Raw genomic sequence first — 25576 nt, 5'->3', positions numbered from 1 at the left:
TCGGCCCCGGCGGCCGGGACGATCCCGCCGCGAACCCAGGGGTAATCCCTGAGCCCGTCCCCGGGGACGCGGCGCCCGCCGCGGGCCTACGGTGGGCATCCGCCCGGAGCGGTGGGGAGCCGCAGACCGCTGCGGTGCGCTCCCGGCGGACCCGGAGGTCCGACATGCACCCATCCGGCAGGAACTGCGTCCACAGCGGGACGGGCGGACGGCTCGCCACGACCACCACCGACGACGTCGACGCGCTCGTCGCGCGCCTGAAGGACCGCCCGCGCGTGGTGCTGCACTTCCACGGCGGCCTCGTCGACGACACCCTCGGCTTCGCGACGGCCGAGCGGCTCGCCCCGGTGTACACGGCCGCCGGGGCCGAGCCGGTGTTCTTCGTGTGGAGCAGCGGCCTCCTGGAGGTGCTGCGGGGCAACCTGCCGCAGATCCTGAGCGAGGGCGTCTTCCAGACCCTGCTGAACCGTGTCATCCGCTTCGCCTCGGGCGTGGTCTTCCAGGACCCCGGCAGCCGGGCCCTCGGCGGCTTCACCGTCCCGTCCACCCGGGACGTGGCCGCCGAGCTCGCCCTGCTGCGCACCGGCCAGGAGCCGTACGCGCGCCTCACCCCGCCCGCCGAGGTGCCCGCACTGGGCGAGGCGGAGCGCGTCCGCATCACCGCCGACCTCTCGGCGGACACCGAACTCGCCGAGCGCAACAGGGAGATCGTGGGGACCGTCCTGCGCTCGGCGCCCGGGACGACCGCCGCGCGCGACATCAACGGGGGGCGCGCGGCGGTCGCCACCCTCATGTCCCCGGACACCGTGGCCGAGCTCGCGGCGGAGACCGCCGACGCGGAGAACCGCCGGGCCGTGGTCACCTCCGCGCTCCTGGTGCGCAAGACCGTCCGCGTGGTCTCCGCCGTCGTCGCCCGCTTCCGGCACCGCACCGACCACGGCCTGTACCCGACCGTCGTGGAGGAGATACTCCGCGAGTTCTACGTCGCGAACGCCGGTGCGGCCGTCTGGGACGCCATGAAGCGGCAGACCGCGGAGACCTTCGCGGCCGGGGCCCCGGGCGACGCGGGCCCGCCCCGCGCGGGACGCTACTTCCTGGACCGCTTCGGCCACCTGCTCGCCTCCGGCAGCAGGCCCGAGGTGACGCTCGTCGGGCACAGCGCGGGCGCCGTGTTCATCGGCCACCTCCTCGCCGACCTGGCCCGCAGGCGTGCCGCGGCCGACGACCCGCTGCCGGAGGACTTCCGCGTCCGCGACGTCGCCCTCCTGGCGCCCGCGTGCACGGTCGGGCACCTGGCGGGCGTCGTCCGGCGCCAGGCCGAACTCTTCGGCCGCCTGCGGATGTTCACCCTGACGGACGAGGCCGAGCGCGCGGACCATCTGGTGCCGTTCCTCTATCCGCGCTCACTGCTGTACTTCCTCTCCGCCGTCCTGGAGCGCGGCCCCGACAAAGAGACCGCGGTGACGCCCGTCGCGGGCATGCAGCGCTGGTTCCTGGCGGGTGACCAGGACGGTGCGGACGCCCGGGACCTGCGGACCTTCCTGCGCGCGGACGCCGGCCGCACCGTGTGGTCGCCCGTGGACGGCGGCCCCGGCCTCAGCTCCGGCGCCCGCAGCCACATCGCCTTCGACAGCGACCCGGAGGTCCTGGCGAGCCTCGCCAGGATGCTCGCCGACTGAGCCGGGGACGGCTCCGCGACACCACCGGGGACCGCCGCACCAGGGGACCCCGTCAGGGGAAACCCCACCAGGGGGAGACCCCGCCAGGGGGAAACAGGGGGAAAGGCTCGATGAACGACCTGCACTACGCCGTGGTCGTCGGGATCAACCGCTACCCGGCGATCAGCGACCTGCGCGGCGCGCGCGGCGACGCGGGCCGGTTCCGCGACTGGCTCGTGGACCCGGCCGGCGGCAACGTGCCCGAGGGCAACGTCACGCTCGTGACCGCCACCGAGCGCGACGAGCGCGAGGCCGACGTGATGACCGTCGTACCGACCCGGGAGAGCGTCAACCGCGCCCTGTACGAGACGCACCGCGCGGTCCGCAAGGCCGTCGAGGAGGGCGGCTCCTGGGCCGACACGCGCCTGTACGTGTTCCTCGCGGGCCACGGCATCGCCCCGTTCGGCGGCGACGCCGCGCTGCTCATGGCCAACGCCGCGATCGACCTGCTCGGCAACCACATCGCCGTCCGCCCCTACCTGTCCTGGTACGAGTCGGCGTCGCCGTTCCACGAGGTGGTGTTCTTCGCCGACTGCTGCCGCACGCGCCACGGCGGGGTGACCGCCTTCGGCCCGCCGTTCACCGACACCACCGAGGCGCCCGACAAGGTCGAGTGCCTCGTCGGCTACGCGACCTCGCTCGGCGACCCCGCCTACGAGGAGCGGACGCCCGACCCGGACCGGGCCCGCGGCCACTTCACCACCGCGCTGCTCGAAGGGCTGCGCGGCGCGGGCGGCGGCACCGTCACCTCCGAGGGCACCGTCACCTCCGACAGCCTCGTCGACTACGTACGCCGCCACGTGCGGGACGGCACCACCCGGGCGCTCGTCCCGCAGGAGGCCCGGTTCCTGCGCGAGACCAGCACCCCGATCGTCTTCGCCGAGGGCCTCCAGGGCGTGGGCTGCTACCCGGTGACCCTGCGCTTCCCCGCGGGCTTCGGCGGCTGGGTGGAGCTGCGCGGCCGCGACCTGACCGAGCCGCGCCGCCTGTACGTCGACCCCGGCGCCGGTTCCGACGCCGGGCACGTGCTGCCGCTCCGGCCGGGCCTGTACCGGGTCGTGCCGGAGAGCGTGACCGCGCCGGACCTCGGCTCCGGCGGGTACTTCGAGGTCGTCGCCGGAGGAGGCCACGGTGTCCAGTTCTGACCGCGCCCGCGCCGAGGTGCCGTTCGTCGTCATCCCCGACACCCCGTCCGTGCTCGTCACCGTCACCGACGAGGCCCTGCGCGAGGTGGCCTGCGGCATGGGCACCCTGGAGACCACCGTGGCCCCCGGCATCTACCGCATCGAGCAGCGCTTCGCGGGCGCCGTGGCCACCCAGTACGTCGAGGTCGGCGCCGAGCCGTTCACGCGGTGCCTGCCCCTGCCGCGCATCCCGGCGCCCGCGCCCGTGCGGCGGACCGCCACCGCGCACGACGGCCACCTGGCCGCCGCCGTGCGCTGGAGCCGACGGTCCACGTACCTGAGCGGCCCGCCCACGGTGATGGTGCTGCTGCGCAACCTGCGCCACGGCCGGCGGCTCGACCCGTACGCGCTGGAGATCGGCGGGGAGAGCGGCGAGGCCGTGGACGGCGGCGAGGCAGGCTGGCACGTCGACGAGCGGGAGGGCTGGTCGGTGTGGAGCGGACCGCTGCCGCCCGGCGGCTACCGGCTGCGGCTGCGCAGGCCGTCCGGCGAGGGCCTGCCGCTGGCCCAGGCGCTGTGGGTGAGCGAGGGCTGGACCACCCTCGTCTTCGTCGGCAACGGGCCGCGCGGCGCGCAGCCGCAGCACGCGTCGGTGGAGATGGCGCCGCTCGGCGCCGGCTGGAGCCCCCTGGACGAGGAGCTGAGCCTCGCCCGGGAGGCGGCGCTCTCCGGACTGCGGCAGGGCATCGACCTCATCTCCGACCAGCAGCTCTTCCCGATGCTGGAGTCGGACCACGCCGACCCGCTGCTCGGCGTCGTGGGCGCGCACGCCATCCTGCTCGACCGCAGGCCCGACCTGCGGCGCCTGGAGGAGGTCGTGCGGCGGCTCGCCCCGCACCTGCCCGGGCACCCGGACGTCGCCGCGCTGTGCACGCTCCTCGACGGGGGCGGCGGCATGCCCGGGCCCGTCTCCTCGCCGCCCATGCTGGCCGCGTCCTGCCGCCTGCTCGTCGAGGCGGACGCCGCCGACCCCGGGGTGATCGAGGACGGCTCGGTCGCGGAAGCGGCCGCCGAGGGCCTGGTCGGGCGCGGGGTGTGGACCACCTGGCTGGAGCGCGAGCGCCGGCCGGACCCGGCGGCGGTCCGCGGCGGGCCCCCGCCGGGGGGCCCGGTCGGCAGCCGCCCGCTGACGGCGGACCCGGTCGGCCGCGTCCAGGCCTACATCCAGGAGATCGCGGGCCTGGAGGGCCGGGCCGTCGAGGACGTCCTGCACGACGTGTCCCGGGACGAGCTGTGCCGCAGGACGGGACTGCCCCACCGGCCGGTGGAGCGGGCCATCGAGGGGCTGCGGGGGCCGGGCCCCGCCCGAGGACGCGCCGGTTAGCCGGCCGCGCGCCGGGGGAGTCGGGGCTGAGCCACGCGGGGGGTGGTTCAGCCCCGTCGCGTACGCCGTCCCTCACCTGGAGCGCCCCTCGTCCGGGGCGTGCCTCGTCCGGGGCGTGCCTCGTCCGAGGCGTGCCTCGTCCGGGGCGTCCGGAGGCGGCACGGGAAAGCCTCGTCCAGGGTGGAGCGAGCCGAGCTGGCGGCCGGTCGGCCGAGCCGCGCTCCATCAGGGGAGTTCCCCCTTCTCCCCGCGACCTGGACGAGGCATGTCCATCGTGGCGGGCGGGCGTCACCGCCGCGTCACACCGTCGCGTGCCGCAGCATCGCCGAGAACTGCCCGGACGGCTCCACACCCAGTTCACCGCGCAGCAGCCCCCGGAACCGCTCGAACTGCCGTACCGCCTCGGTGAGGTTGTGCTCCGCGAGGTGGACGGAGACCACCGCGCGGTGGGCGCTCTCCCGCAGCGGGTCGATGCGGGTGCACTCCAGGGCCGCCTCCAGGGCGGCGCCGTACGCGCGCATCGTCACCAGGCGGGCGGACAGCGCCTCCAGGGCGTGCAGCCGCAACTGGTGCAGCCGCTCCCGCTCGAAGGCCACCCACTCCTGCTGCCAGCCCGGCAGCAGCTCCCCGCCGCACAGCAGCAGGTGGTAGGCGGGCCGCAGCCGTACCGGCGCCCGGGTGAGCACCCGGCGCGCGGCCGCCGTGAAGTCCTGGAGGTCGACACGGACCCGGCAGCTCAGGGCCAGCGTCCCCCCGCCCGCGTCCGACAGGGCCGAACCGGCCCCGTTCAGGCGCCACATGGTGGTCCGCAGCCGGGCCCGGGCCCGCGTCTCGGTGGCGTCCGGCCACAGCGTGCCCGCGAGCTCGGAGCGGCTGGCCGCCCCGCAGAGCGCGAGCCTGGCCAGCACCTGCTGCCCGCTCGCGGGCACCTCCAACGGCTCCCCGCCCCGCTCGCAGCAGCAGTAGTAGTCCGTGTTGTCCGCGTTCGCTGCGTTCTCCGTGCTCTCTGCGTTCTCTGCGTTCTCTGCGTTCTCTGTGTTCGCTGCCTTCGCCGCGTTCTCCGCGTCGGCGTCCTGGCCCGGGCGCCCGCCCGGACCCTCCCGCGTGAGGAGGAATCCGCCGAGCAGACGCAGCCGCAGCGCGGGCCGTTCGTCTCCGGCCGCCGCGCGTGTGATCGAAGCCATCGGGCCACCTCCAGGGGTCCCGCCGACGCCCTGCCGTCCGGCACGAACGTACGGGCCGGGGCGGCTCCGCGCCTCCGGGAGCGTGCCGGGGTTTACCCCGGTGCCCCCGGCCGCGCCCGGCGCTCACCCCGCCGACGGCGACGGCCGCTCCTGCTGCCCGAGCCGCCGCACCAGGCCGATGCGCGAGGTGATGCCGAGCTTCGCGTAGGTGTGGCCGAGGTGGTACTCGATGGTCTTGACGCTCAGCGCGAGCGTGGTGGCGATCTGCCGGTTGGTCTGCCCCTGCGCGGCGAGCCGCGCCACCGCGAGCTCCTGCGGCGTGAGCGCCCCGTCGAGGGCGTCGCCCGCGTCGTCCTGCGCGGGCCCGCCGGCCGCCGACGCGGGCACCGCGCGGCCGCAGGCGTTCAGCTCGCGTACGCAACGCGCCTGGTAGGGCAGTGCCTTGAGCCGGGTCATCGTGGTGTGCGCCGCCTGCAACTGGGCGATGGCCAGGGAGCGGCGCCCCAGGCGGCGCAGGAACGCGCCGTGGTCCAGGGCCACCCGGGCCTGCCCGAACGGCAGCGGGACCTGCGCCGCGTGGTCCTGCGCCCGCGCGTACGCGGACTGGGCGCGCTGGGTGTCGCGGCGCGCCGCCAGCAGATTGCCCCGGGCCCGCGCGGCGGCGGCGAGCGCCGGGTGCCGCCCGCGCGGCCGGGCCCGCTCCTCGAAGGGGGCGAGCACCGCCTCGGCCTCGTCGAGTTCGCCGAGCTGGACGAGGGCGTCGACGAGCAGCGGCTGCCAGTCCACGACGCCGGGCTCGTTGACGCCGTCCTGCTCGGCGAAGGCGAGCAGCGGGCGCAGCGCCGCCACGACCGCCCGGGGCTCGCCGCGCGCGTCCGCGGTGTGGCCCTGGGCGCACACCCCGTACGCGTACGCCACGGGGGTCTCCGCGCCCCCGGGCACCTCGGCGGCGGTGCGCAGGTGCTCCGCCGCGCGGTCGAAGGCGCCGCGCGCGGCGAGGATCTGCGCGGCGACGCCGTGCGTGACCGGCTTCAGCCAGGACTGGTCGGCGTCGTCGGCGATGGAGGCCGAGGACTCGGCGTGGATCAGCGCCTCGTCCCACTCCCCGAGCCGGTGCAGCGTCTGCGCCAGCGCCGAGGCGGACAGCAGCCGCAGCGGCACCGTGGTCGTACGGCAATTGGTGACGGCGCCCAGCAGGTCCTGGCGCGCCCCGCGCAGATCGTCCGACCACAGGCGCAACTGGCCGCGCGCCAGCAGCAGGTCGAGGCTCTTCAGCGGCACGATCATCGGGTCCGGCAGCTCGCCCGCGAGCGCGATGCCCTCCTTGGCCCGGCCGCTGAGGCCGAGCGCCACGAGGTGGTTGAAGCGGAGCATCCGGCTCGGCCCCTGGTCGGTGGAGAGCCGCTGGGCGCGCTCGGCCCACTGGGCGGCCACGGCCGCCTGCCCGCACATGACGGCCGCGTAGCTCAACTGCTCGGCGGCGCGCGCCGCCAGGCACGGGTAGCGGCCGCGGTCGCAGCTCTCCCAGGCGTCCACGAGCAGCGTCCACGCGGCCTGGGTGCGGCCCTGGACCCGCGCCACATAGCCGCGGACATAGCCGCGCAGCGCCGGGTCCGCGCACTCCGGCAGGCCGCCCGCGAGCTCCGCGGCCTCCTGCACCCGGCCGTCCAGGAGCAGCGCCTCGACGGCCTCCACGGCGAGCCGGTCCCGCTCCGTCGCGCTGGTCGCGACGCGTGAGGCGTGCCGCAGATGGGTGCCCGCGACGGCCCACTGGCCGGTGGCGGCCTCGCGGCGCGCGCACGCGGCGAGGGCGGCGGCGAGCTGCTCGTCGGGGCCGGTGGCGGCGAGCACCCGGTGCCGCAGCTTCGTGTACTCGTCCTCGACCAGGGCGGCGGCCCGCTCGTGCAGGGCGGCGCGCTGGGCGGGCCCGATGTCCTGGTAGACCGCCGCGTGCACCAGCGGGTGCGGGAAGGACACCTCGGGCGCCGACGTCCCGGCGGGCGACTCGCGCAGCAGCCCCGCCTTGACGGCGCGCTCCAGGGCGGGCAGCGGCTGCGCGACCTTGGCGAGCCGCGCCGCGGTCCGCAGCCGGCAGGAGATCCCGAGCACGCTGACGGCCTGCACCAGGCGCTGCGTCTGCGGCCCGCACCCGGCGAGGTTGGCGAGCACCAGCATGGCGTACGACCGCGGCGCGGGCAGCGGCGTCGTGACGTCGAGCAGCACGGCGGGCGGCACCTGGTCGAGCAGCGCGCGGGCGTGCAGCGGGTTGCCGTGGGTGTGGGTGCGCAGCCGTACGGAGGCCGAGTGGGGCAGGCGCGCACCGCCGAGGCGGTCGCTGAGCGCGGCCAGCTCGTCGGGGCTGAGGCCGTCCAGGGCCAGGCGGCGCGTGGGCGGGGCGGTGAGCAGGCGGCGCAGGCCGTCGGGCAGCTCGGGCACGTGCGGGTCGCGCAGCGCGACGACGGCGAGGACCCGGTCGTGGCGCAGGCGGCGCAGCGCGAACGTGAGCGCGTTCAGGGACTCGGGGTCGGCCCAGTGCGCGTCGTCCACGACGAGGACCACGGGGCCCTTGCCCTGGACCTCGCCGATCAGGTCGAGCAGGCCGAAACCGGCGGCGAGCGGCGGCAGGTTGGCGTGCAGCGACTGCGGCGCGCGCATGAGCCCGGCCAGGGTCTCGGGGACCGGCAGCGGGCTCTGCCCGACGAGCTGGGCGAGGACGCCGCAGGGCAGCGAGCTCTCGTTCTCCTCACCGCTCGCGTGCAGCACGCACGGGCCGTCCACCGTGTCGAGGAAGCGGCGCAGCAGGGCCGTCTTGCCGATGCCGCCGGGCCCTTCGAGGAGCACGACGCGCGGCGTGCCCGCGCGGGCGTCCGCGAAGTCGGCCAACAGGGCGTCGAGTTCACGCGCGCGCCCGCAGAAGGCGTCGTCGGGCACGGGGGCGGTGCGGCGGTCGTGACCGACGTCCTCAGGCGTCATCGGCGCCCCCGCGCGGGGGCGACGGCCGCGGGGGGCCGCGAGGGGCGGGCGACCTGTGCCGGACACATGGCCATGAATTCCACGATGACGGCCGACGGTCCCTCCGCACAAGGCACATGCCGGTATCCGCGCGGACGCGCGCCGCGCGACAAGGGGGACGAGGGGGGACGGCGGTACGGGCGGGACCCTAGGGTGCCTCCTCCGGCGCCGGGTCGCCGAGGCCGAGGGCCTCCGGCTGCGGCGGTTCGAGCAGCGACAACAGCTCCAGCCAGCCGTGGAACGGGTGCGGGCACTCCGAGTCCTCGGGCACGACGTTGCCGCACACCCCGTCGTGCGAGCGGTACACCTCGATGACATAGCGCACAACGCCTCCTGGGCCACTGCGGGGCGCGGGCCGCGACGCGCGCGGATGCCAACCGCCGTGGCGGCGGCAGCCGGGGCGCGTGACAGCCGTGACGCTCGGCAAGGGCGACCAGAATAGGGTCGGCCCAAGCCCCCTCGCGTCGGTGCGGCACCTAGGGAAGTCCCTAGGGTGGTACGGGAGTTCCGGCCGGGGCGGCTGGGGCAGCCGGGGCACCCGGCACCCGGAGGTGCCTCCGGCCGGCCCTCGGCGGGGTGCCCCTCCGGTCGCACCCCGCGGGCGCACCCCGCCCGGCGCCCCACCGGCCGGAGACGCCGTGCCGCCGCGCGGCTGCCGGTGCGGTACGGGGAGGTGGGCGTACGGGGAGGTGGGCGTACGAGGAGGTGGCGGGTGCGGGCGGCGCGGGGGTGTGCGGCGTAGGCGTGCGCGGCGAGGGTGAGCGGCATGGGCGCTTGCGACGAGGGTGTGCGCGGCGCGGGTGAGGGCGTGTGGCGCAGGCATGGTCGGTGAGGGCGCGAGCGTGCGGGCGGGCGCGTGCGTGCGAGGCGCGGGCCCGTGACAGCGCGTGCAGGCGGTGTTGCTCACGGCCCCTGGGGTGCGCGAGTGTGCTGTGCCATGGACCCTGACAGGAACTCCGAAGCGCCCTCCTCTCCTTCCTCTTCCTCGTCCCAGTCCGCCCCGGCGGCACCCGCCCCGCCCCAGACCGCCCGGGCCACGTCCACCCCACCCCAGCCCGCCCCGGCCGCGTCCACCCCGCCCCAGCCCACTCCGGCGGCGTCCACCGGACCGCAGCCCGTTCCGGCGGCACCCGCCGCGCCCCAGCCCGTCGCCCCCGGGGCACCGGCCCCGTCCCAGCCCCTCCCGGAGGCATCCGTCGAGCCCCGCACCGCTCCGGAGGCAACCGCCCCGTCAGGGCCCGCCGCGCTGACGCGGCGTCAACTGCTCGTCGCGACCGGCGCGGTGGGGGTCGCCGCCGCCGGCGGGGCCGTGGCGCCCGCGCCCGCCGCCGCCCGCGCCGCCACCGGCCGCGTCGCCCTGTCCTTCACGCGCGCCACCAACGGCTCCGCGACCCTCTCGCCCGCCGGGGACCGGCTGGTCGCCGAGGTCCAGCACGTGCTGTGGTCCGCACCGGCCGACGGCGGCAAGGCCGTGCCGCTCACCCCGGCCGAACTCGAACCCACCCGCCCGGTGCACGCGCCCGACGGGAAGCTCCTCGCGTTCAGCGCCTACCGCGACGGCGGCTTCCACATCTGGACCGTGCGCGCCGACGGCACCGGCCTGCGGCAGCGCACCGACGGCCCCTGGGACGACCGGGGCCCGGCCTGGTCCCCGGACGGCACCCGGATCGCCTTCGCCTCCGAGCGCGGCGGCGACCCGGTGGCGGGCAGCGCCTACCGCGTCCACGTCCTCGACCTGCGCACCGGCGAGGTGTCCCGCCTGACCGGCCTGCCGGGCCAGGACGGCCCCCACCAGGACGGCCCCTGGGAGGACTTCGACCCGGCCTGGTCCCCGGACGGCGACCGCGTCGTGTTCGTGCGGGCCCGGGGCGTCACCACCGCCACCGGCGTGTCCCTCCAGGCGCGCACCGTCGCCGCCGTGCCCGCCGACGGCCGGGGCCCGGTCGTCACCGTGCACACCGAGACCGCGAACGCCCAGGTGATGACCCCGGCCCCGGCCCCGGACGGCCGCCGCCTCGCCTATCTGCGCACCACGGCGGCGCCCGAGGCCTCCTGCGTCCTCGTCGTCGACGGCAAGCCCGTCGACGTGCCCGGCGACGTCGCGCCCGTGCCGCCCCGCTGGACCCGGGACGGGGAGCTGCTGCTCACCGTCGACGGCCGCTTCGCCCTCGTACGCCCCGAGGAGCCCGGGGCGCCGCGCCCGATCCCGTTCGAAGGGGTCCTGTCCGTGGACCGGCCCCGCTACCGCGTCAAGGAGTACGACCTCGGCGAGGGCCGGGTGCGCCCGGTGCGCGGCATCCACCTGCCCGCGCTCTCGCCCGACGGGCGGCACGTCGCGTTCGCCGCCCTCAACTCGCTGTGGCTGGCGGACACCACGGGCGGCAAGGCGCCGCGCCGGCTGCGGCGCGCGGGACCCACGCGCTACCTCCTCGGCCCGTCGTGGGCCCGCGACGGCCGCTCGCTGGTGTACGCCGACGACCGCGACGGGCTGCTCGGCGTGTACCGGCACGACCTCGCCACCGGTACCGAGACCCCGCTCGCCACCGGCGGCCGGGTACACCCCGCGCTCTCACCCGACGGCAAACGCCTCGCCTGCCTCGACCTCACCGGCCGGCTCGTCGTCCGCGACCTGGACGCGGGCACCGAACGCGTCCTGGCCGAACCCCTGGGCGGCGGCGGACTGCCCGGACGGCCCAGTTGGTCGCCCGACGGCCGCCACCTCGCCCTGTGCGACCGCAACCGCCTCAGCCTCCGCTTCCGCGAGGGGTACAACCTCGTCCGCGTCGTGGACGCCGCCACCGGCGAGGACCGCCTGCACGCCGTCGCGCCGCACACCTCGATCTCCGACCGCTACGACTCCGGGCCCGTCTGGTCGCCGGACGGGCGCCGGCTCGCCGTGATCGTCGAGTCCGCCCTGTGCCTGCTGCCCGTCGCGGCCGACGGCACCCCGCGCGGCGAGCTGCGTACCCTCACCACCGAACCCGCCGACCACCCGAGCTGGTCGGGCGACTCCAGGACGCTGCTGTACCTCTCGGGCACCCGGCTGCGCCTCATCGGCGTCGACGGCGGCCGGGCCCGCACCGTCCGCGTCCCTCTGGACCAGCGCAGACCCGCGCCGCCCAACACCGTGGTGCACGCCGGACGGCTCTGGGACGGCACCGGGGACCGCGTCCGGGACGACGTCGACATCGTGGTACGCCGCGGCCGTGTCACCGAGGTCGCGCCGCACCGCGCGGGACGGCGCGCCGAACGCCGGATCGACGCCTCCGACCGCACTGTGCTCCCCGGCCTGTGGGACACGCACACCCACCCCTGGCAGAGCACCTACGGCGCCCGCCAGACCGTCGGCCAGCTCACGTACGGCATCACCACCGCGGTCTCCCTCGGCGGCTTCTCCTACGAGCAGGCACGCGTGCGCGAGGCGGTGGCCACCGGCCAGCTCGCCGGGCCGCGCCTGCTGACCTGCGGCGAACTCCTCGACGGCGGCCGGGTCGCGTACAGCATGGGGCGCGCCCACCGCACCCGCGCGGGCCTCAGACGCTCCCTGGAGCGCGCCGAGCAGCTCGACTGGGACGTCGTCAAGACGTACGTACGGGCACCCGCCTGGATCATGGAGGAGGCGGCGCGCTTCGCCCACGAGCGGCTCGGCGTGCGCGCGGGCAGCCACTTCCTGTCGCCCGGCATCCAGACGGGCCAGGACCTGACCACCCACCTCCAGGCCACGCAGCGCGCCGAGTTCGGACACGCCACCACCGCGTCGGGCCGCGCCTACGACGACGTCACCGAGATCTACACCGCCCGGGGCGCCGCCTTCTCCCTCATCGCCACGCCGTTCACGTCCGTGCCGCTCATCGGCGCCGACCCCGCGCTCGCGGACGACCCCCGGGTCACGGCGGTCATGCCGCCCTGGGACGTCGAGTCCGTCCGCAGGACGGCCGCGGCGCCGCCGACCGCGGCCCAGCTCGCCACGCTCCGCCGGGAGACCGACGTCTACCGGCGCGTCCTCGCCGCGGGCGGCCTCGTGGCGCTCGGCACCGACCAGCCCCTCGTGCCGGTCGGGCTGTCCCTGCACATGGCGCTGCGCGCCCTGCACCGCGGCGGGCTCTCCCCGGCCGAGGCCCTGCGCACCGCGACGGTCCTGCCCGCCCGTCTCTTCGGCGTCGACAAGGACCTCGGCACGGTCCAGCGCGGCCGGATCGCCGACCTGACCCTCGTCGACGGCGACCCGTTCACGGACTTCGCCACGCTGGTGCGGACGGTCGGCGTCCTGCGCGGGGGCACGCCGTACGAGACCGACGAGCTGGTCGGCGCCTTCCCGACGGCGGCCCGGCGCGCGCCCCACGGCACGGACTGGCTGGAGGCGGGCCGCCTGATGCGCAAGGACAGTTGCTGCGACCCGGGCGTGTGAGGCGGACCGGGTGCGCGAGGCGGTCTGAGGGGTGTGAGGCGATCCGCACACAAAACGTCCCCTGTTACACACCTGTGTCAATTCACCCTGCAACGAACATCGGGCATCCGCTGTCTAGCAGGTGGACATCACCCGTGAACATGACGAACGACGCATGAGGAGCAGACAACAGTGGGGGACATACGCAGACGAGGAGCCGTTGCCCTGGGGATCACCGTGCTGGTGGCCCCGCTCACGGTGGCCCTCGGAACCGGCAGCGCACAGGCCGCGTCGTGCTCGACGCAGACCGGGCCGTACCAGAAGCAGGTCGAGAAGTTCCTCGGCCGCCCGGTGGACGGCAAGCAGTCGGCGGCCGACTGCAAGGCCATCAAGGCCTTCCAGACCAAGCACCAGATCACCCCGAACGCCGGGTACGCGGGCAGCGTCACCTGGGGCGTCATGAACCTCATGAACAAGCAGAAGGCGGTCGGCGACAACCCCAACAAGGCGGGCAAGTGCCCGACCAACAAGGGCCGCATCGCCTGCGTCGACCTCACGCTCCAGCTCAGTTGGATCCAGGACGGCAAGACGCTGAAGTACGGCCCGGTCCCGGTGCGCACCGGCCGCAACGGCCACGAGACCCGCACGGGCCTGAAGAAGGTCTACTGGCGGGACATCGACCACATCTCCAGCCTGTACCACGTGCCGATGCCGTACAGCCAGTTCTTCGACGGCGGCCAGGCCTTCCACTCGGTCGGCATCAGCGTCTGGTCCCCGCCGGGCTCCCACGGCTGCGTCAACATGACGAAGAAGGACGCCGTGAAGTACTGGAACATGCTCCGCAAGGGCGACGACGTCTTCGTCTACGGCCGCAAGCCCGGCACCTGAGCCGCGGCGCGAGCCCGCGTCCAATCCGGCGCGGCCGCCGGAGAACGCACAGCGCCGCCGGGAGGGCTTCCTCCCGGCGGCGCTCGCGCGTCCGCGCGCCTCAGACGGAGCGCAGGTACTGGTTCGGCACGTGCACGTCCGCGCCCAGCTCGCGGGCGGCCCGGCGGGCGAAGGACGGGTCGCGCAGCAGCTCCCGGCCGAGCAGGACCGCGTCGGCCTCGCCGTTGGCGAGGATCTTCTCGGCCTCCGCGGCCTCGGTGATCAGCCCCACGGCGGCGACGGGCAGGTCCGTCGCGGCCTTGACCCGGGCGGCGAAGGGCACCTGGTAGTGCGGCCCGGTCGGGATGCGCACGCCCGCGGCGTTGCCGCCGGTGGAGACGTCGAGGAGGTCCACGCCGTGCTCCTTGAGCAGCGGGGCGAACCGCACGGTGTCGTCGGCGGTCCAGCCGGGGACGCCGTCCTCCAGCCAGTCGGTGGCCGAGATCCGGAAGAACAGCGGCTTGTCGTCGGGCCACACCGCGCGCACGGCGTCGACGACCTCCAGGGCGAAGCGGGTGCGGCCCGCGAAGTCGCCGCCGTAGGCGTCGGTCCGCCGGTTGCTGTGCGCGGACAGGAACTCGCCGATCAGATAGCCGTGCGCGCCGTGCACCTCGGCGACCTCGAAGCCCGCGGCCAGGGCGCGCCGGGCCGCGTCCGCGAACTCGCCGACGACCCGGCGGATGCCGTCCACCGTCAGCTCGGTGGGTACGGGGTGGCGCTCGTCGAACGCCACCGGGCTCGGGCCGACCGGCTGCCACCCGCCCGCGTCCGGCCCGAGCGGGCCGCCGCCGCGCCAGGGGGCGTCGGTCGCTGCCTTGCGCCCCGCGTGGGCGATCTGGATGCCCGGCACGGTGTGCTGGCTCTTGAGGAAGTCGGTGATCCGGCGCAGCGGCGCGATCTGGTCGTCGCTCCAGATGCCCAGGTCGTAGGGGCTGATGCGGCCCTCGGGGCTGACCGCGGTGGCCTCGGTGAGGATCAGCCCGGTGCCGCCCGTGGCACGGGCGGCGTAGTGGGCCAGGTGCCAGTCCGTGGCGACCCCCGCGCCGGGCCCGGTCGCCTCGGCGGAGTACTGGCACATCGGCGCCATCCACACGCGGTTGGGGATGGTCAGGTTCCGCAGGGTGTAGGGCTCGAACAGCGCGCTCACGGCGGACTCCTTCGAAGGTGGTGGGCGGTACGGCGCAGCGGGCCCGGGGAGGCCTCTCCGGACGTCCTCTGCCCTCGTACGATAAGCATCGTAGTACGGGGACTGTCAAACTACGACGGTCGACGAAGTAAAAGGACTGTCAAACTACGAGAGGTCTCGTACGATGAGGGCGTCCCGCACGCCCGTCCGCAGGGGAGCCGCCATGACGACCGCCGCACCGAGCCCGCGCGTGCTCGACCACCCTTCGCGCGACGACATCCGCCTGGAAGGCGTGCTGCACGCGCTCTCCGACCCGCAGCGGCTGCTGATCGTGCGGGAACTCGCGCGCCGCGCGGCGGAGTTGACCTGTTCGGACTTCGAGCTGCCGGTCACCAAGTCCACGTCGACGCACCACTTCCGCGTCCTGCGCGAGGCGGGCGTGATCCAGCAGATCTACCGCGGCACGGCCAAGCTCAACGCCCTGCGCCGCCCCGACCTGGACACCCTGTTCCCCGGCCTCCTGGACAGCGTCCTCCTGGCGGCGACCCGCCAGGAGGAGAGATCGGCGAGGGGTGACAGCCCGTCCGGCGGCCGAGTGGGGTGACAGCCCGTCCGGCGTTCGAGGACGAGGCCGAAGGCCGATCAACCCCAGCCGAAGCCACGCCCAGCCCTGCACAAGGGCCCGCAGCACCCTCGCTCAGCCAAGCGCAGCGCCCCGCGCAGCGGCCCGCAGCCCCGCCCAGTCCGGGATCTTCACCGACCCCCGCCCCAGGGACCGCCCCAACTCCACCTCGGCCCGCTCGATCGCCAGCCAGCCGGGCCACTCGACGGGCTCGGCCCCGGCCGCCCGCAGCGCGGCGAGCGGATCGGCCGGCACGGCCCGCCGGGCCAGGGCGGGGGCGTCGTCGAGCAGGGACAGGGCCGTCTCCTTGGCGCACGGCCGGTTCGTGCCGATCACACCCGTGGGCCCGCGCTTGATCCAGCCCGCCACGTACTCACCGGCCGAGACCGCGCCGTCCCGCAGCACCCGCCCCGCCGCGTGCGGCACCGTACCCCCGGCCGGGTCGAAGGGCAGCCCGTCGATGGGCACCCCGCGGTAGCCCACGGAGCGCAGCACGAGCTGTGCCGCGATGTCCTCGTAGGTGCCGGTGCCCGTCACCCCGCCGTGCCCGTCCGGCAGCGTCCGCTCGAACCGGACGCCGCCCACCCGGCCCGCCGCCTCCGTCACGGCCACCGGCCGCAGGTAGAACCGCAGCCGGATCCGGCGCGCCCGCCCGCGCGGCGGACGTCCGGCCCAGTCGCGCAGCACCTCCACGTTGCGGCGGCTCGCCGCGGGCAGCCCGGACGGGTCCGCGTACGCCGGGTCGAGCGCGAGCTCCTCGGGGTCCACGACCACGTCGGCGTCCGGCAGGGAGCCCAGCTCGCGCAGCTCCTTCGTGGTGAAGCGCGCCTGCGAGGGCCCGCGCCGCCCCACCATGTGCACCTCGCGCACGCGGCTGTCCGCGAGCACGCCGAGCGCCTCGTGCGGCATGTCGGTGGCCGCCAGCTCCGCGGCGCCGCGCGCCAGGATCCGGGCCACGTCCACGGCGACGTTCCCGACGCCGATGACGACGGCCGTGTCCACGCCCCGCACGAAGCGGTCCGGGGGCCCGCAGCCGTGCACCGCCACGTCCGGGTGCGCGCTGTACCAGGACACGAACTCCGTCGCCGAACAACTGCCGGGCAGGTCCTCGCCGGGCACGCCGAGCCTGCGGTCCGCGGCGGCGCCCACGCAGTACACGACCGCGTGGTAGCACTCCCGCAGCCGGGCCGGGGGCACTCCGGCGGGGCCGATCTCGACCCCGCCGAAGAACCGTACGCGCTCGTGCTCGAGGACCGTCCGCAGGTTGTTCTGGAGGGACTTGATCTTCTCGTGGTCGGGCGCCACGCCGTAGCGCACCAGGCCGTACGGGCACGGCAGCCGGTCGAGCACGTCGACCCGCACCCCGGGCACCCGGTCCTGCTGCACCAGGCTCTGGGCCGTGTAGACCCCGCTCGGGCCCGATCCCACGACGGCTACGTGCACGGCGGCGCTCCTTCCGCGAGGTGCCCCCGGGACGGCTGGATGCCGGTTGGTCCCAGCATCGCACCGGGGCGCCCGCACGGGGAGGGGGAGCGTCGCCCGGATGGCGGGGCGCCGCCCCGAGGAGCCGACGGAACCCCAGGGGCTGCGGCACCCCTCAAAGGCTGCGGCACCCCGGGGACGGCCGCGCCCCCGGGAGGCGGCCGCCACCCCGGGGCGGCGAGGCTCAGCCCGTCATCCCGCGCATCCGGTTGATCTCGCTGGTCTGCTGCGCCACGACGTCGTTGGCCATCTCCTCGACGAGGAGGTTGTTGCCCTCCGAAAGGGCGTCCGTGGCCATGGTGAGCGCGCCCTGGTGGTGCGTGATCATCAGCTTCAGGAAGAGTTCGTCGAAGGCCTCGCCCTTGGCCGCCCGCAACTGCCTGAGCTGCGCCGCGGTGGCCATGCCGGGCATCCCGGCGTGGTCGTGGTGCCCGCCGTGCCGCGGCTTCCCGCGCTTCTCGCCGTGGCTCTCCAGCCACCGCTCCATGGCGCCGATCTCGGGCTTCTGGGCGGCGGTGATGCGGTCCGCGAGCCGCTTCACCTTCGTCGAGCTCGCCCGCTCGGGGACGAGCCGGGTCATCTCCAGGGCCTGGGTGTGGTGCGGGATCATCTTCTCGACGTAGTCGAAGTCCGCCGAGTTCGGGCTGTCGTCGTCGGTCCTCTGCTTCGCGGCCTCCTCGGCGGAGAGCGTCGCGGCCGTCTCGCCGGGCTTCCCCGGGGCGATCACCGAAGGCCCGGACGACGCGCCGGACCTGGCGTCGGAGCCGCCTTCCGAACCGGACCCCGAGTCGCAGGCGCCGACCCCGAGCAGGGCGGCTGCCACCAGCGCGGCCGCGATCCGGCCACGGCCGCCGGACGCCCGCGCGACGGGCTCAGGGTCGGAGGACGTACGGGAGCGGGGCAGGGCAACCTCCTGGTGCACGGCAACCTCCTGGTGCGGGCGGGTCAGTGGGGTCCGTACGGGCACGCCGGGTGAGTATCACCCGTGTGGAATGTTCATGACGACCCTGTCGCCCTCTGTTGATCTGTACATGTGGAGCACGATACTGCGGGTGTCCGTGAACCGTTCACCTTCGAACGGCCACAAGGGAGGACGCAGTGACTTTGTTGCACGAAGCCCGAACGCGACGCAGACGTCTGGGAGTCGCCACGGCCGCGGCCGGACTCCTCGCCGCGCTGCTCACCGCGGTGCCCGCGGCGGCGACCCCGGACCCGGGGGACACCCCCGCGGCCCCGAAGAAGGTCTCGAAGTCCGACGCCGCCGACACCAGGCGGGCCATCAGGGACGGGAAGATCCCCGCGCCCGACGAGATAGTCCACTCCGACAACATCGAGCACCTCGCCAACATCCCCAAGGACGCGCTGCCGGGCACCAACTCCGACCTCGCCTTCCAAGGCACGTACGCGTTCGCCGGAAACTACGACGGCTTCCGCATCTTCGACATCAGCAACCCCAAGAAGCCCAGGACCGTCGCCCAGGTGCTCTGCCCGGGATCCCAGAACGACGTCTCGGTCTCCGGCAACCTGCTGTTCCTGTCGACCGACTCCTCGCGCAGCGACAGCTCGTGCGCCAGCACCACGCAGCCGGCCACGGAGAAGTCCTCCTGGGAGGGCATGAAGGTCTTCGACATCAGCGACAAGCGCAACCCGCGCTACGTCGCCGCCGTCGAGACCGCCTGCGGCTCGCACACCCACACCCTGGTTCCCAAGCGTTCCGACGTCTACGTCTACGTCTCCTCCTACGCGCCGAACGCGGCGTTCCCCGACTGCCAGCCGCCGCACGACGGCATCTCCGTCATCAAGGTGCCGCGCAAGGCCCCGCAGAAGGCGGCGCTCGTCGGCTTCCCCGTGCTCTTCCCGGGCGAGGGCCCCGACGGCGGCGGCAACCCCGGCGCCCCCACCAACCCGGGCGTCTCCAAGACCACCGGCTGCCACGACATCACCGTGCTGCCCTCCAGGGACCTCGCGGCGGGCGCGTGCATGGGTGACGGCATCCTGTTCTCCATCAAGGACCCCGAACGTCCGAAGGTCATCGACCGGGTCCAGGACAACGTGAACTTCGCGTTCTGGCACTCGGCGACCTTCAACCAGCGTGCCGACAAGGTCGTGTTCACCGACGAGCTCGGCGGTGGCGGCGGCGCCACCTGCAACGCCGAGATCGGCCCGAACCGCGGTGCCGACGGCATCTACGACATCAAGGGCCGCGGCGACAAGAGCAGGCTCGTCTTCAAGAGCTACTTCAAGATCCCGCGCCACCAGGCGGACACCGAGAACTGCGTGGCCCACAACGGCTCGCTCATCCCGGTCAAGGGCAAGGACCTCATGGTCCAGGCCTGGTACCAGGGCGGCGTCTCCGTGTGGGACTTCACCGACTCCACCAAGCCCAAGGAGATCGCCTACTTCGAGCGCGGCCCGATCTCCGCGGACACGCTCGTCGGCGGCGGCTCGTGGTCGGCCTACTACTACAACGGCCACATCTACTCGAACGACATGGTCAAGGGCTTCGACGTGCTGAAGCTCCACGACAAGCGCACCGCCCCGGCCGAGCGGGTACGGCTGCGCGAGCTCAACGTACAGACCCAGCCGGAGTACTTCGGCCACCACTGAGCCGGTGGTCCGGGCCGCCCTGGGGTCATGGCACCCCGGGCCCGGCTCCGGCCTGGGACGTCCCGTCGGGCGGTTCGTCGCCCGGCGGGACGCCGAGCTTCCAGTCCAGGCCGTAGCGCTGGAACAGCTCCGCCCGCAGCCGCGCGAACGGCATCGGCGCCCCCGGGATGAGCAGCGCGAACACCGCGCCCATCAGCAGGGCGCGCAGCATCCGGTAGTCCGTCTCGGCGTCCGCCGCGCCGTGCCTGTCCACCGTGTCGCGCAGCAGGAAGGCGAGGCGCTGCTGCTCGGGGCACTGCACGAAGCCCTCGGCCTGGAGGATGCCCGCCATGTGCGTCCGCATCAGGACCGGCCGGTCCCGCGCGAGCCCCAGGATCGCGTCGATGGCGCGGGCGAGCAGCTCGTCCCCGTCCTCGGTGCGCGGCTCCCGCTCCAGCGCCTCCTGCAGCGTGAGGTGCATGAGCCGGTGGACCGCCGACTGCAGGAGCTGCCGCTTGCCCGGGAAGTAGTACGACACCAGGCCGCGCGCGGAACCGGCGCGGTCGGCGATGTCCGCGAGCGTCGTCGCCTCGTAGCCGCGCTCGCCGACCAGGTCCACCGTCGCCTGCAGAAGCCGCTCCCGGGAACGCCGCCGCAACTCTTCATTGACCGATGGGCTACGGGGGGACATCCTGTAACTCCTGCGTTGACTGGCTCGCAGCCAATATACTCAGCGCATACCGGCCCTGGCCGACAGGGGCCGGTGCTGCCTGGGGGCAGGTAACACCGCGGGGGAGTGTTGCCTGCCCACAGGGGTTTCCCAGGACGCCCCGTCCGCGCTCTCCTCGCCGATCCGGCGCCCTCTCCTTACAGTGATCCAAAGGGGCCGAGGAGGTGCGTGGACATGGATCAACAGCAGATTCTGGCGCGGATCGCCGAGATGGTCGACGCCGAGAAGACCCTGCGGGAGTCGCTCGCGACCGGGGCGATCGACGAGGCGACGGAACGGGCCCGCCTGGGCGACCTGGAACGCGAGCTGGACCAGTGCTGGGAACTGCTGCGCAGGCGCCGGGCCAAGGAGGCGTCCGGCGGCGAACCGGCCCCGGTACGGCTGCGCCCCGCGCCGCGGGTCGAGAGCTACGAGGCCTGAGGCGACGGCGTCCCCCTCGGACCCCGGCGAGACTGGTCGCGCCGCGCGCTCGTCATCGCACGCAAGGCTGCCGCCTGGCCGGCAGCCGACTTCCCCGACGCGACCACCGGCTCGTCCGCGCGTTCAGCGTGAGGGCTGGCCGGTACCGGGTCGCGGTTGATGGGTGACGTGGCAGCCGGTGGCCTTCAGGCGGGTCCCCTCCAACGTGACGGCGGTGCAGTCGGCCAGTTGGTCGTCGTAGCGGACGAAGCCGACACGGGGCGGCACCCCGTGTACTTCCGCGGAGTAGTACGCGTCGACGAAGAAGGTGTAGGGGGCGCCGGAGTCCGTGAAGTCGGGACAGGAGGCCAGCGCCGCGTGCAGGCTGCCCCGGTGCGAGAGGGTGTCGCGGAACCCCGAGGCGCTGGTGCAGTGAGCGGTGGTCGCGGCGCTCGCGGGAGCGGGGGAGGCGAGGGTGAGGGCGCCCGCCACGCCCATGATCGTCGCCGTGGCGGCCAGGGTACGGCGCGGTCGTTTCCCCAAGCGTGCTCCCGAGGCGGTGTGGGTGCGGTTGTGGGTGTCGGTAGCAGTGTCGATGACACGGTGGCCGCCGGGACAGGCGGGAACCGGTCGAGTGCCGCACGCCTTGAGCGGCCCCTACCCGGACCGGGCTGCTGCGCTGCGCGCTCGTCCCACGACGCCGGAGGGCCGCTCGACGCCGCTCTCCTCTGCGTGGCGGGCCCGGGGCACCGGCCCGGTGCGTGTGCGCACGGCGGACGGTTCGGCTCCGACGGCGCCTGCGGTGTCAGTCCGGGAGGGCCAGGGTCAGGACGTGGCGCAGGGCGTCCGGGCGTGTCTCGGCCGGTAGGTGGTCCACGAAGTGGACGGCGCAGCCGAGCGCGGCCGCGCCGCCGTCCGCGCGGCGGTCGTCGCCGACCATGAGCGCCTCGGCGGGGTCGACGCCCAGCGCCGCGCAGGCGTGCGCGAACAGGCGCGGGTCCGGCTTCTGCACGCCGTGCTCGAAGGACAGGGTGTACGTGTCCACGTACGGGTGCAGGCCGTGCGCGCGGAAGACGGGCCGCGGGTCCCAGCCGATGTTGCTGACCACGCCGACCCGCACCCCGCGCGAGTCGAGCGCGCGCACGACGTCGAGCGCGTCCGCGTACGGCTGCCAGGCCTCGGGGGCCATGTGCCGGTCATACAGCATCTCGTACAGGGCCGGGTCCGGCAGTGCCACGGTCCTGGCCAGAGCGGTGTAGGCGGCGCGGTGCAGCTCCGCGCTCTCGTCGCGCCGGGCGACGAGGGCGGCGAGGTGCGCGGGCACGTCCAGGGCCGGGGAGCCGCCCGGCAGCGCACCCGCCCGGTCCAGCGCCGCCGCGAGGGCGGCCTCCTCCCGCGGCGGCAGGGCGAGCCCCCGCGCGGTGAGCGCGGCCCGCAGCGAGGAGGCGGCGGACTCGATGCGGAACAGCGTCCCGGAGAAGTCGAACAGCACGCCTCTGATCACCATGCCGCGATCCTCCGTGGTGGCCGCGGGCCCGGTCAAGCACCCCCCGGAGCCCGGGCCGTGCCCTGGCGGACCGGCGCGGTCAGGCGCGGGTCCCGGCGGGCTCGTCGAGGACCGGCCGCCGCGGGGCGGGGGCGTAGCGCTCGTACAGGGCGATCGCCACGGCGACCGTCAGCGCGCCGAGCAGCCAGCCCGCGACGACGTCCGAGAGCCAGTGGACCCCGAGCCACACCCGGGTGAGACCCACGCCGACCACGGACACCACGGCCACGGCGAGCCCGGCCCGCCGGGCCGTCGCACCCACCTCGTACAGGCGCGCGAGCCAGAGCAACAGCCCGCACACCACGGCCGCGGTCATCGCGTGCCCGGAGGGGAAGGACGCGTAGTGCGCGGAGTCCACCGGGTCCGGCCACGACGGCCGGTCCCGGCCCACCGCCGCCTTCATGCCCTGCTGCACGAGCGAGCCCACCAGGCAGGTCCCGGCCAGCCACAGCGCGAGCCACCAGGCCCGCTGCCCGGCGAGCCACAGGATGACGACCGTGCACAGGGCGCGCATCGTCCACGGGTCCCACACCCAGTCCGTCAGGACGCGGGCGACGTCGGTGGCGTCCCGGTGCTCCACCGCCCAGCGGTGCGTGGTGCGCGCCACGTCGCCGTCCAGCGTGAGCAGCGGCTGCCACTCGGCGGAGACCAGGACGAGCAGGAGCAGGGACGGCACGGCGAGCAGCAGGGCCGCGCGCGGGGCGCGGGAGGCGGGCCGGGGCGGGGGCGGGGGCGGTGCGGAATCCATGGAACGATCCTGGACGACGGACGGCGGCGGTGCCTAACCGAGCGCGCGGAGCGCCGGGACGAACGCCACCAAGAGCGGTACGACCGGCACGAGCGCGGCGGCCGCGGTGAGCCGCAACCGGCGCGCGGCGGTCAGCCGGGGCCGGGCGGCCAGCAGCCGGTGCACCCGCTGCGGCACGTGGGCGTGGGCGGTGGGGCAGGGGCCGAACACGCCCCGGTCCTCGTTCAGTTCGACGAGGGCCAGGGCGATCGTCAGCCGGCCGAAGCGGCGCGAGGCCACGTCGTCCGCGGCCAGCTCCACCAGCCGGTGCATCTCGTCGCGGAACGCGGCGAACACCGGCACCTGCGGGAACCCCGCCGCGAGCGCGGCCGAGCAGTGCAGCAGCCAGTCGTGCCGGGCCCGCGCGTGGCCCTGCTCGTGCGCGAGCACCGCGTCGAGCTGGCGGCCCTTCAGGCGGCGCAACGCGGCGGTGGTGATGACCAGTTGGGGCGCGGCGCCGGGCAGCCACCAGGCATCCGGCCGCTCGCCCTCCAGCACGACGAGCCGGTCGGCGCCGGGCTCCTCGCCGGGCAACAGCGGGGCGCGCTCGACGAGTTCGGCCCGGCGCCGGGCGCGCCGCGCCCGGGCCAGCGCGATCTCGCGGGTCAGCATCACGGCCGTCCACGCGCCGCCACAGGCCAGCGCCACCGCCGTCACGGTCGCCCAGGGCGTCGGGCCGAGCGCGTACGCCTCGACCACGCCGCGCGGCGCGGGCGCGAACAGATGGCCGCGCACGGCCTGCCAGGCGGCCGCCGCGCTGAACGTCATCGACAGGGCGCAGCAGAGCAGGACACCCGCCACGACGCACTGCCAGGCCCACAGCGCGACCACCGGTTCGCGCTCCGGCCACTCCGCCCGCGCGAGCATCCGGGGAGCGAAGACGGCGGTCAGTACGCCCAGCAGCAACAGCGCGACGGGGACCATCATGGGTCAACCCTATGAGGGGCGCCCCGCGCGGGGATACGGGCCCTCCCCGCTAAGTGACGCATGCCACGCCGGACCACCTGCCGCCTGCCGCCTGCTGCCCGCTGCCGCTGTCCGGCGTCCGCTGTCTGACGTCCGCTGTCCGCTGGCCGCTGCCCGGCGCCCGGCGGGCCGGTGCCGCCACCGCAGCCCCCGCCTCAGAGCGTCAGCAGCATCGCCAGCATCCCCATGCTCATCGCCAGGCGGCACACCAGCGCCAGCTCCGGTCGGTCCGCCCAGCGCACGACGCCCGCCTCCGGGGCCGCCGCCGCACCCACCGGCGCGAGCCGGGCGCCCGAGGCCAGGACGTGCGCGGTGAAGTACAGCAGCAGGACACCGGTCAGCGCCGGGACGCCCCCGCCCCCGTGGCCCCCGCCAGGGGCGGTGGTCATCGCCGCCGACATGTAGACCATCGCCCCGGCGCCGAGCAGGTGGTGCAGGTGGTGCGGGTCGCGCCGGGCCGTCCACGCCGTGCGCAGCCCGGCGGCGGCGAACACCACCGCGTACCCGAGCCAGGCGCCCCGGGGTGGGGACAGCACGGCGGCCGGGACGGCCATCACCGCCATGCCGAAGCCCATCAGGGCCTCGCTGCCCGCCGCGCGGCGCTGCTCCGCGACGGAGCTGCGGGTGCGTAACAGGCAGTAGGCGCCGCTCGCCGCGCAGAGCGCCACGAGCAGCCAGCTCGCCGAACCGGGTCCGTGCACCGGGCACCTCCTCGATCGACGGTCGTCGCCGTTGACGGGTCGATGCCCGGGACCGGGGCGGCGTACGGGAGCGCACGGGTGTACGGCGGGAGCGCGGACGGGGAGCGGGGCGGGCTCACCGCCGGCCTCGCGCCCGGCGCGGGGCGCGTCATCACGCCCCTGGGCGCTGCCGTGCTGCTCTCGGAGGCGCGATCGCGGACATTTATTTTTTGGGTAAAACACTTGCTAACCTTCTGTCCCATGAGCAGCCCCCCGCCCCCGACCCGCCCCTCGCGCCCCTCTCGTTCCTCCCGCCCCTCGCGCCCCTCCCGCCCAGGCTTCCGCGCCTTCCGCACGCGCCCGCGCCGGCTGCCGCTCGCCGGTGTACTGCGTCTGAACACGCCCTCGGACATCTGGTTCAAGCCCGCGCTGAGCGTCGTCGCCGCCACCGCCGTGCCGCATCTGACGCTGCTCGCGCTCGACCGGCTCGACCTGGTGATGTACACGATGGCGGGCTCGTTCTGCGCCCTGTACACCCACCAGCTCCCGTACGCCGCCCGGGCCCGTGCCCTGGCCTGGGTCGTGGCCGGCATGGCCGCGAGCGTGGCCGTGGCGCTGACCGCCACCCGGCTCGCGCCGGGCGCCGCGGTGCTCGTCGCGGTGGGGGCGCTGCTCGCCGCCGCCCAGAAGGCCCTCTGCGACGCCACCCGCGTCGGCCCGCCCGGCCATCTGATCCTCACCTTCGTCAGCTCGGCGAGCCTGTTCGCGCCGCAGCGCCTCGGCCAGGTGCCCGGCCACCTCGCGCTGACGCTCGGCGCCTGGGTCCTGGCCTGGCTGGTGTGCATGGCGCCCGCGCCGCTGCGCCCGCACGGCCCCGAGCGCCGCGCCACCGCCCGGGCCCTGCGCGCGAGCGCCG

20 protein-coding genes and 1 pseudogene are annotated in these 25576 nt (G+C 75.3%); 9 read left to right on the top strand and 12 right to left on the bottom strand.

The window, feature by feature from the left end; all coding sequences use genetic code 11:
• Positions 1-164 precede the first annotated feature (164 nt).
• The 3 genes from IE330_RS02100 (at position 165) to IE330_RS02090 (ending at position 4226) form a co-directional block, all read left to right on the top strand.
• Entirely contained in the window at positions 165-1679 is a 1515-nt protein-coding gene (locus IE330_RS02100) for a hypothetical protein (RefSeq protein ID WP_190134069.1), read from the top strand.
• Between the two features lie 110 nt (positions 1680-1789).
• Entirely contained in the window at positions 1790-2863 is a 1074-nt protein-coding gene (locus IE330_RS02095) for a caspase family protein (RefSeq protein ID WP_190134068.1), read from the top strand.
• Complete coding sequence (locus tag IE330_RS02090; protein ID WP_190134067.1) at positions 2850-4226, top strand: hypothetical protein; 1377 nt, start codon at positions 2850-2852, stop codon at positions 4224-4226. The genes IE330_RS02095 and IE330_RS02090 overlap by 14 nt, the downstream gene beginning before the upstream one ends.
• A 299-nt stretch (positions 4227-4525) precedes the next feature.
• On the opposite strand, the gene IE330_RS02085 is transcribed toward IE330_RS02090, so the two are convergent.
• From IE330_RS02085 to IE330_RS02075, 3 genes are all read right to left on the bottom strand, one after another.
• Entirely contained in the window at positions 4526-5410 is an 885-nt protein-coding gene (locus IE330_RS02085; protein ID WP_190134066.1) for an AfsR/SARP family transcriptional regulator, read from the bottom strand.
• Positions 5411-5533: 123 nt separating this feature from the next.
• Positions 5534-8383, bottom strand: coding sequence for a helix-turn-helix transcriptional regulator (locus tag IE330_RS02080; RefSeq protein ID WP_190134065.1), 2850 nt, complete (start codon positions 8381-8383; stop codon positions 5534-5536).
• A 187-nt stretch (positions 8384-8570) separates the two neighbouring features.
• Positions 8571-8747: a hypothetical protein gene (locus IE330_RS02075; RefSeq protein WP_190134064.1), complete on the bottom strand. Its 177-nt coding sequence runs from the start codon at positions 8745-8747 to the stop codon at positions 8571-8573.
• A gap of 957 nt (positions 8748-9704) precedes the next feature.
• Between IE330_RS02075 and IE330_RS02070 the strand changes: the two genes are divergently transcribed.
• Positions 9705-12830, top strand: a complete 3126-nt coding sequence (locus IE330_RS02070; protein WP_229925273.1) for an amidohydrolase family protein — start codon at positions 9705-9707, stop codon at positions 12828-12830.
• Positions 12831-13001: 171 nt separating this feature from the next.
• Positions 13002-13697 (top strand): L,D-transpeptidase family protein, encoded by a 696-nt coding sequence (locus tag IE330_RS02065; RefSeq protein WP_190134063.1) that lies wholly within the window; start codon positions 13002-13004, stop codon positions 13695-13697.
• Between the two features lie 100 nt (positions 13698-13797).
• Here IE330_RS02065 and IE330_RS02060 read toward each other — a convergent pair whose 3' ends face one another.
• Positions 13798-14883 carry an NADH:flavin oxidoreductase/NADH oxidase gene (locus tag IE330_RS02060; protein ID WP_190134062.1) on the bottom strand — a complete coding sequence of 362 codons (1086 nt, stop codon included), beginning with the start codon at positions 14881-14883 and terminating at the stop codon, positions 13798-13800.
• Positions 14884-15085: 202 nt separating this feature from the next.
• Between IE330_RS02060 and IE330_RS02055 the strand changes: the two genes are divergently transcribed.
• Positions 15086-15466: an ArsR/SmtB family transcription factor gene (locus IE330_RS02055; protein ID WP_190134061.1), complete on the top strand. Its 381-nt coding sequence runs from the start codon at positions 15086-15088 to the stop codon at positions 15464-15466.
• A 93-nt stretch (positions 15467-15559) separates the two neighbouring features.
• On the opposite strand, the gene IE330_RS02050 is transcribed toward IE330_RS02055, so the two are convergent.
• Both IE330_RS02050 and IE330_RS02045 read right to left on the bottom strand, forming a co-directional pair.
• Entirely contained in the window at positions 15560-16927 is a 1368-nt protein-coding gene (locus IE330_RS02050) for an FAD-dependent oxidoreductase (RefSeq protein WP_190134060.1), read from the bottom strand.
• Positions 16928-17150: 223 nt separating this feature from the next.
• Positions 17151-17804, bottom strand: a complete 654-nt coding sequence (locus tag IE330_RS02045; protein WP_229925292.1) for a DUF305 domain-containing protein — start codon at positions 17802-17804, stop codon at positions 17151-17153.
• A 260-nt stretch (positions 17805-18064) separates the two neighbouring features.
• Here IE330_RS02045 and IE330_RS02040 point away from each other — a divergent pair, with 260 nt between their 5' ends.
• Positions 18065-19573: an LVIVD repeat-containing protein gene (locus tag IE330_RS02040; protein ID WP_190134059.1), complete on the top strand. Its 1509-nt coding sequence runs from the start codon at positions 18065-18067 to the stop codon at positions 19571-19573.
• A gap of 25 nt (positions 19574-19598) precedes the next feature.
• Here the strand turns inward: IE330_RS02040 and IE330_RS02035 are convergent, their stop codons facing one another.
• On the bottom strand, positions 19599-20243 hold the full coding sequence (locus tag IE330_RS02035) for a TetR/AcrR family transcriptional regulator (protein WP_190134058.1): 645 nt from the start codon (positions 20241-20243) through the stop codon (positions 19599-19601).
• A 213-nt stretch (positions 20244-20456) separates the two neighbouring features.
• Between IE330_RS02035 and IE330_RS02030 the strand changes: the two genes are divergently transcribed.
• The gene (locus IE330_RS02030) at positions 20457-20702 is read left to right on the top strand and encodes a DUF2630 family protein (RefSeq protein WP_190134057.1); all 246 of its coding nucleotides are present in this window, start codon (positions 20457-20459) and stop codon (positions 20700-20702) included.
• 123 nt (positions 20703-20825) lie between these two features.
• Here IE330_RS02030 and IE330_RS02025 read toward each other — a convergent pair whose 3' ends face one another.
• The 5 genes from IE330_RS02025 to IE330_RS02005 all read right to left on the bottom strand — a co-directional run bounded on the left by IE330_RS02025 (position 20826) and on the right by IE330_RS02005 (position 24681).
• Positions 20826-21224, bottom strand: coding sequence for a hypothetical protein (locus IE330_RS02025; RefSeq protein ID WP_190134056.1), 399 nt, complete (start codon positions 21222-21224; stop codon positions 20826-20828).
• A gap of 262 nt (positions 21225-21486) precedes the next feature.
• Positions 21487-22188: an HAD family hydrolase gene (locus IE330_RS02020; RefSeq protein WP_190134055.1), complete on the bottom strand. Its 702-nt coding sequence runs from the start codon at positions 22186-22188 to the stop codon at positions 21487-21489.
• A 79-nt stretch (positions 22189-22267) separates the two neighbouring features.
• Positions 22268-22975 (bottom strand): phosphatase PAP2 family protein, encoded by a 708-nt coding sequence (locus IE330_RS02015; RefSeq protein WP_190134054.1) that lies wholly within the window; start codon positions 22973-22975, stop codon positions 22268-22270.
• Positions 22976-23008: 33 nt separating this feature from the next.
• Entirely contained in the window at positions 23009-23941 is a 933-nt protein-coding gene (locus IE330_RS02010; protein ID WP_190134053.1) for a M56 family metallopeptidase, read from the bottom strand.
• A gap of 194 nt (positions 23942-24135) precedes the next feature.
• Positions 24136-24681 (bottom strand): DUF5134 domain-containing protein, encoded by a 546-nt coding sequence (locus IE330_RS02005; protein ID WP_190134052.1) that lies wholly within the window; start codon positions 24679-24681, stop codon positions 24136-24138.
• Between the two features lie 240 nt (positions 24682-24921).
• Between IE330_RS02005 and IE330_RS02000 the strand changes: the two are divergent.
• Positions 24922-25576, top strand: a pseudogene (locus IE330_RS02000) (FUSC family protein); the annotation flags it as partial.

This window comes from Streptomyces longispororuber (assembly GCF_014656095.1).
GTDB lineage: Bacteria > Actinomycetota > Actinomycetes > Streptomycetales > Streptomycetaceae > Streptomyces > Streptomyces longispororuber.
This window is presented reverse-complemented; position numbering and strand designations above follow the sequence as displayed.

Excerpts from the sequence above, each read along its gene's own strand:
- IE330_RS02100 (WP_190134069.1), top strand. The coding sequence starts at position 165 with ATGCACCCATCCGGCAGGAACTGCGTCCACAGCGGGACGGGCGGACGG.
- IE330_RS02095 (WP_190134068.1), top strand. The coding sequence starts at position 1,790 with ATGAACGACCTGCACTACGCCGTGGTCGTCGGGATCAACCGCTACCCG.
- IE330_RS02085 (WP_190134066.1), bottom strand. The coding sequence starts at position 5,410 with ATGGCTTCGATCACACGCGCGGCGGCCGGAGACGAACGGCCCGCGCTG.
- IE330_RS02080 (WP_190134065.1), bottom strand. The coding sequence starts at position 8,383 with ATGACGCCTGAGGACGTCGGTCACGACCGCCGCACCGCCCCCGTGCCC.
- IE330_RS02055 (WP_190134061.1), top strand. The coding sequence starts at position 15,086 with ATGACGACCGCCGCACCGAGCCCGCGCGTGCTCGACCACCCTTCGCGC.
- IE330_RS02035 (WP_190134058.1), bottom strand. The coding sequence starts at position 20,243 with ATGTCCCCCCGTAGCCCATCGGTCAATGAAGAGTTGCGGCGGCGTTCC.
- IE330_RS02030 (WP_190134057.1), top strand. The coding sequence starts at position 20,457 with ATGGATCAACAGCAGATTCTGGCGCGGATCGCCGAGATGGTCGACGCC.
- IE330_RS02020 (WP_190134055.1), bottom strand. The coding sequence starts at position 22,188 with ATGGTGATCAGAGGCGTGCTGTTCGACTTCTCCGGGACGCTGTTCCGC.
- IE330_RS02015 (WP_190134054.1), bottom strand. The coding sequence starts at position 22,975 with ATGGATTCCGCACCGCCCCCGCCCCCGCCCCGGCCCGCCTCCCGCGCC.
- IE330_RS02010 (WP_190134053.1), bottom strand. The coding sequence starts at position 23,941 with ATGATGGTCCCCGTCGCGCTGTTGCTGCTGGGCGTACTGACCGCCGTC.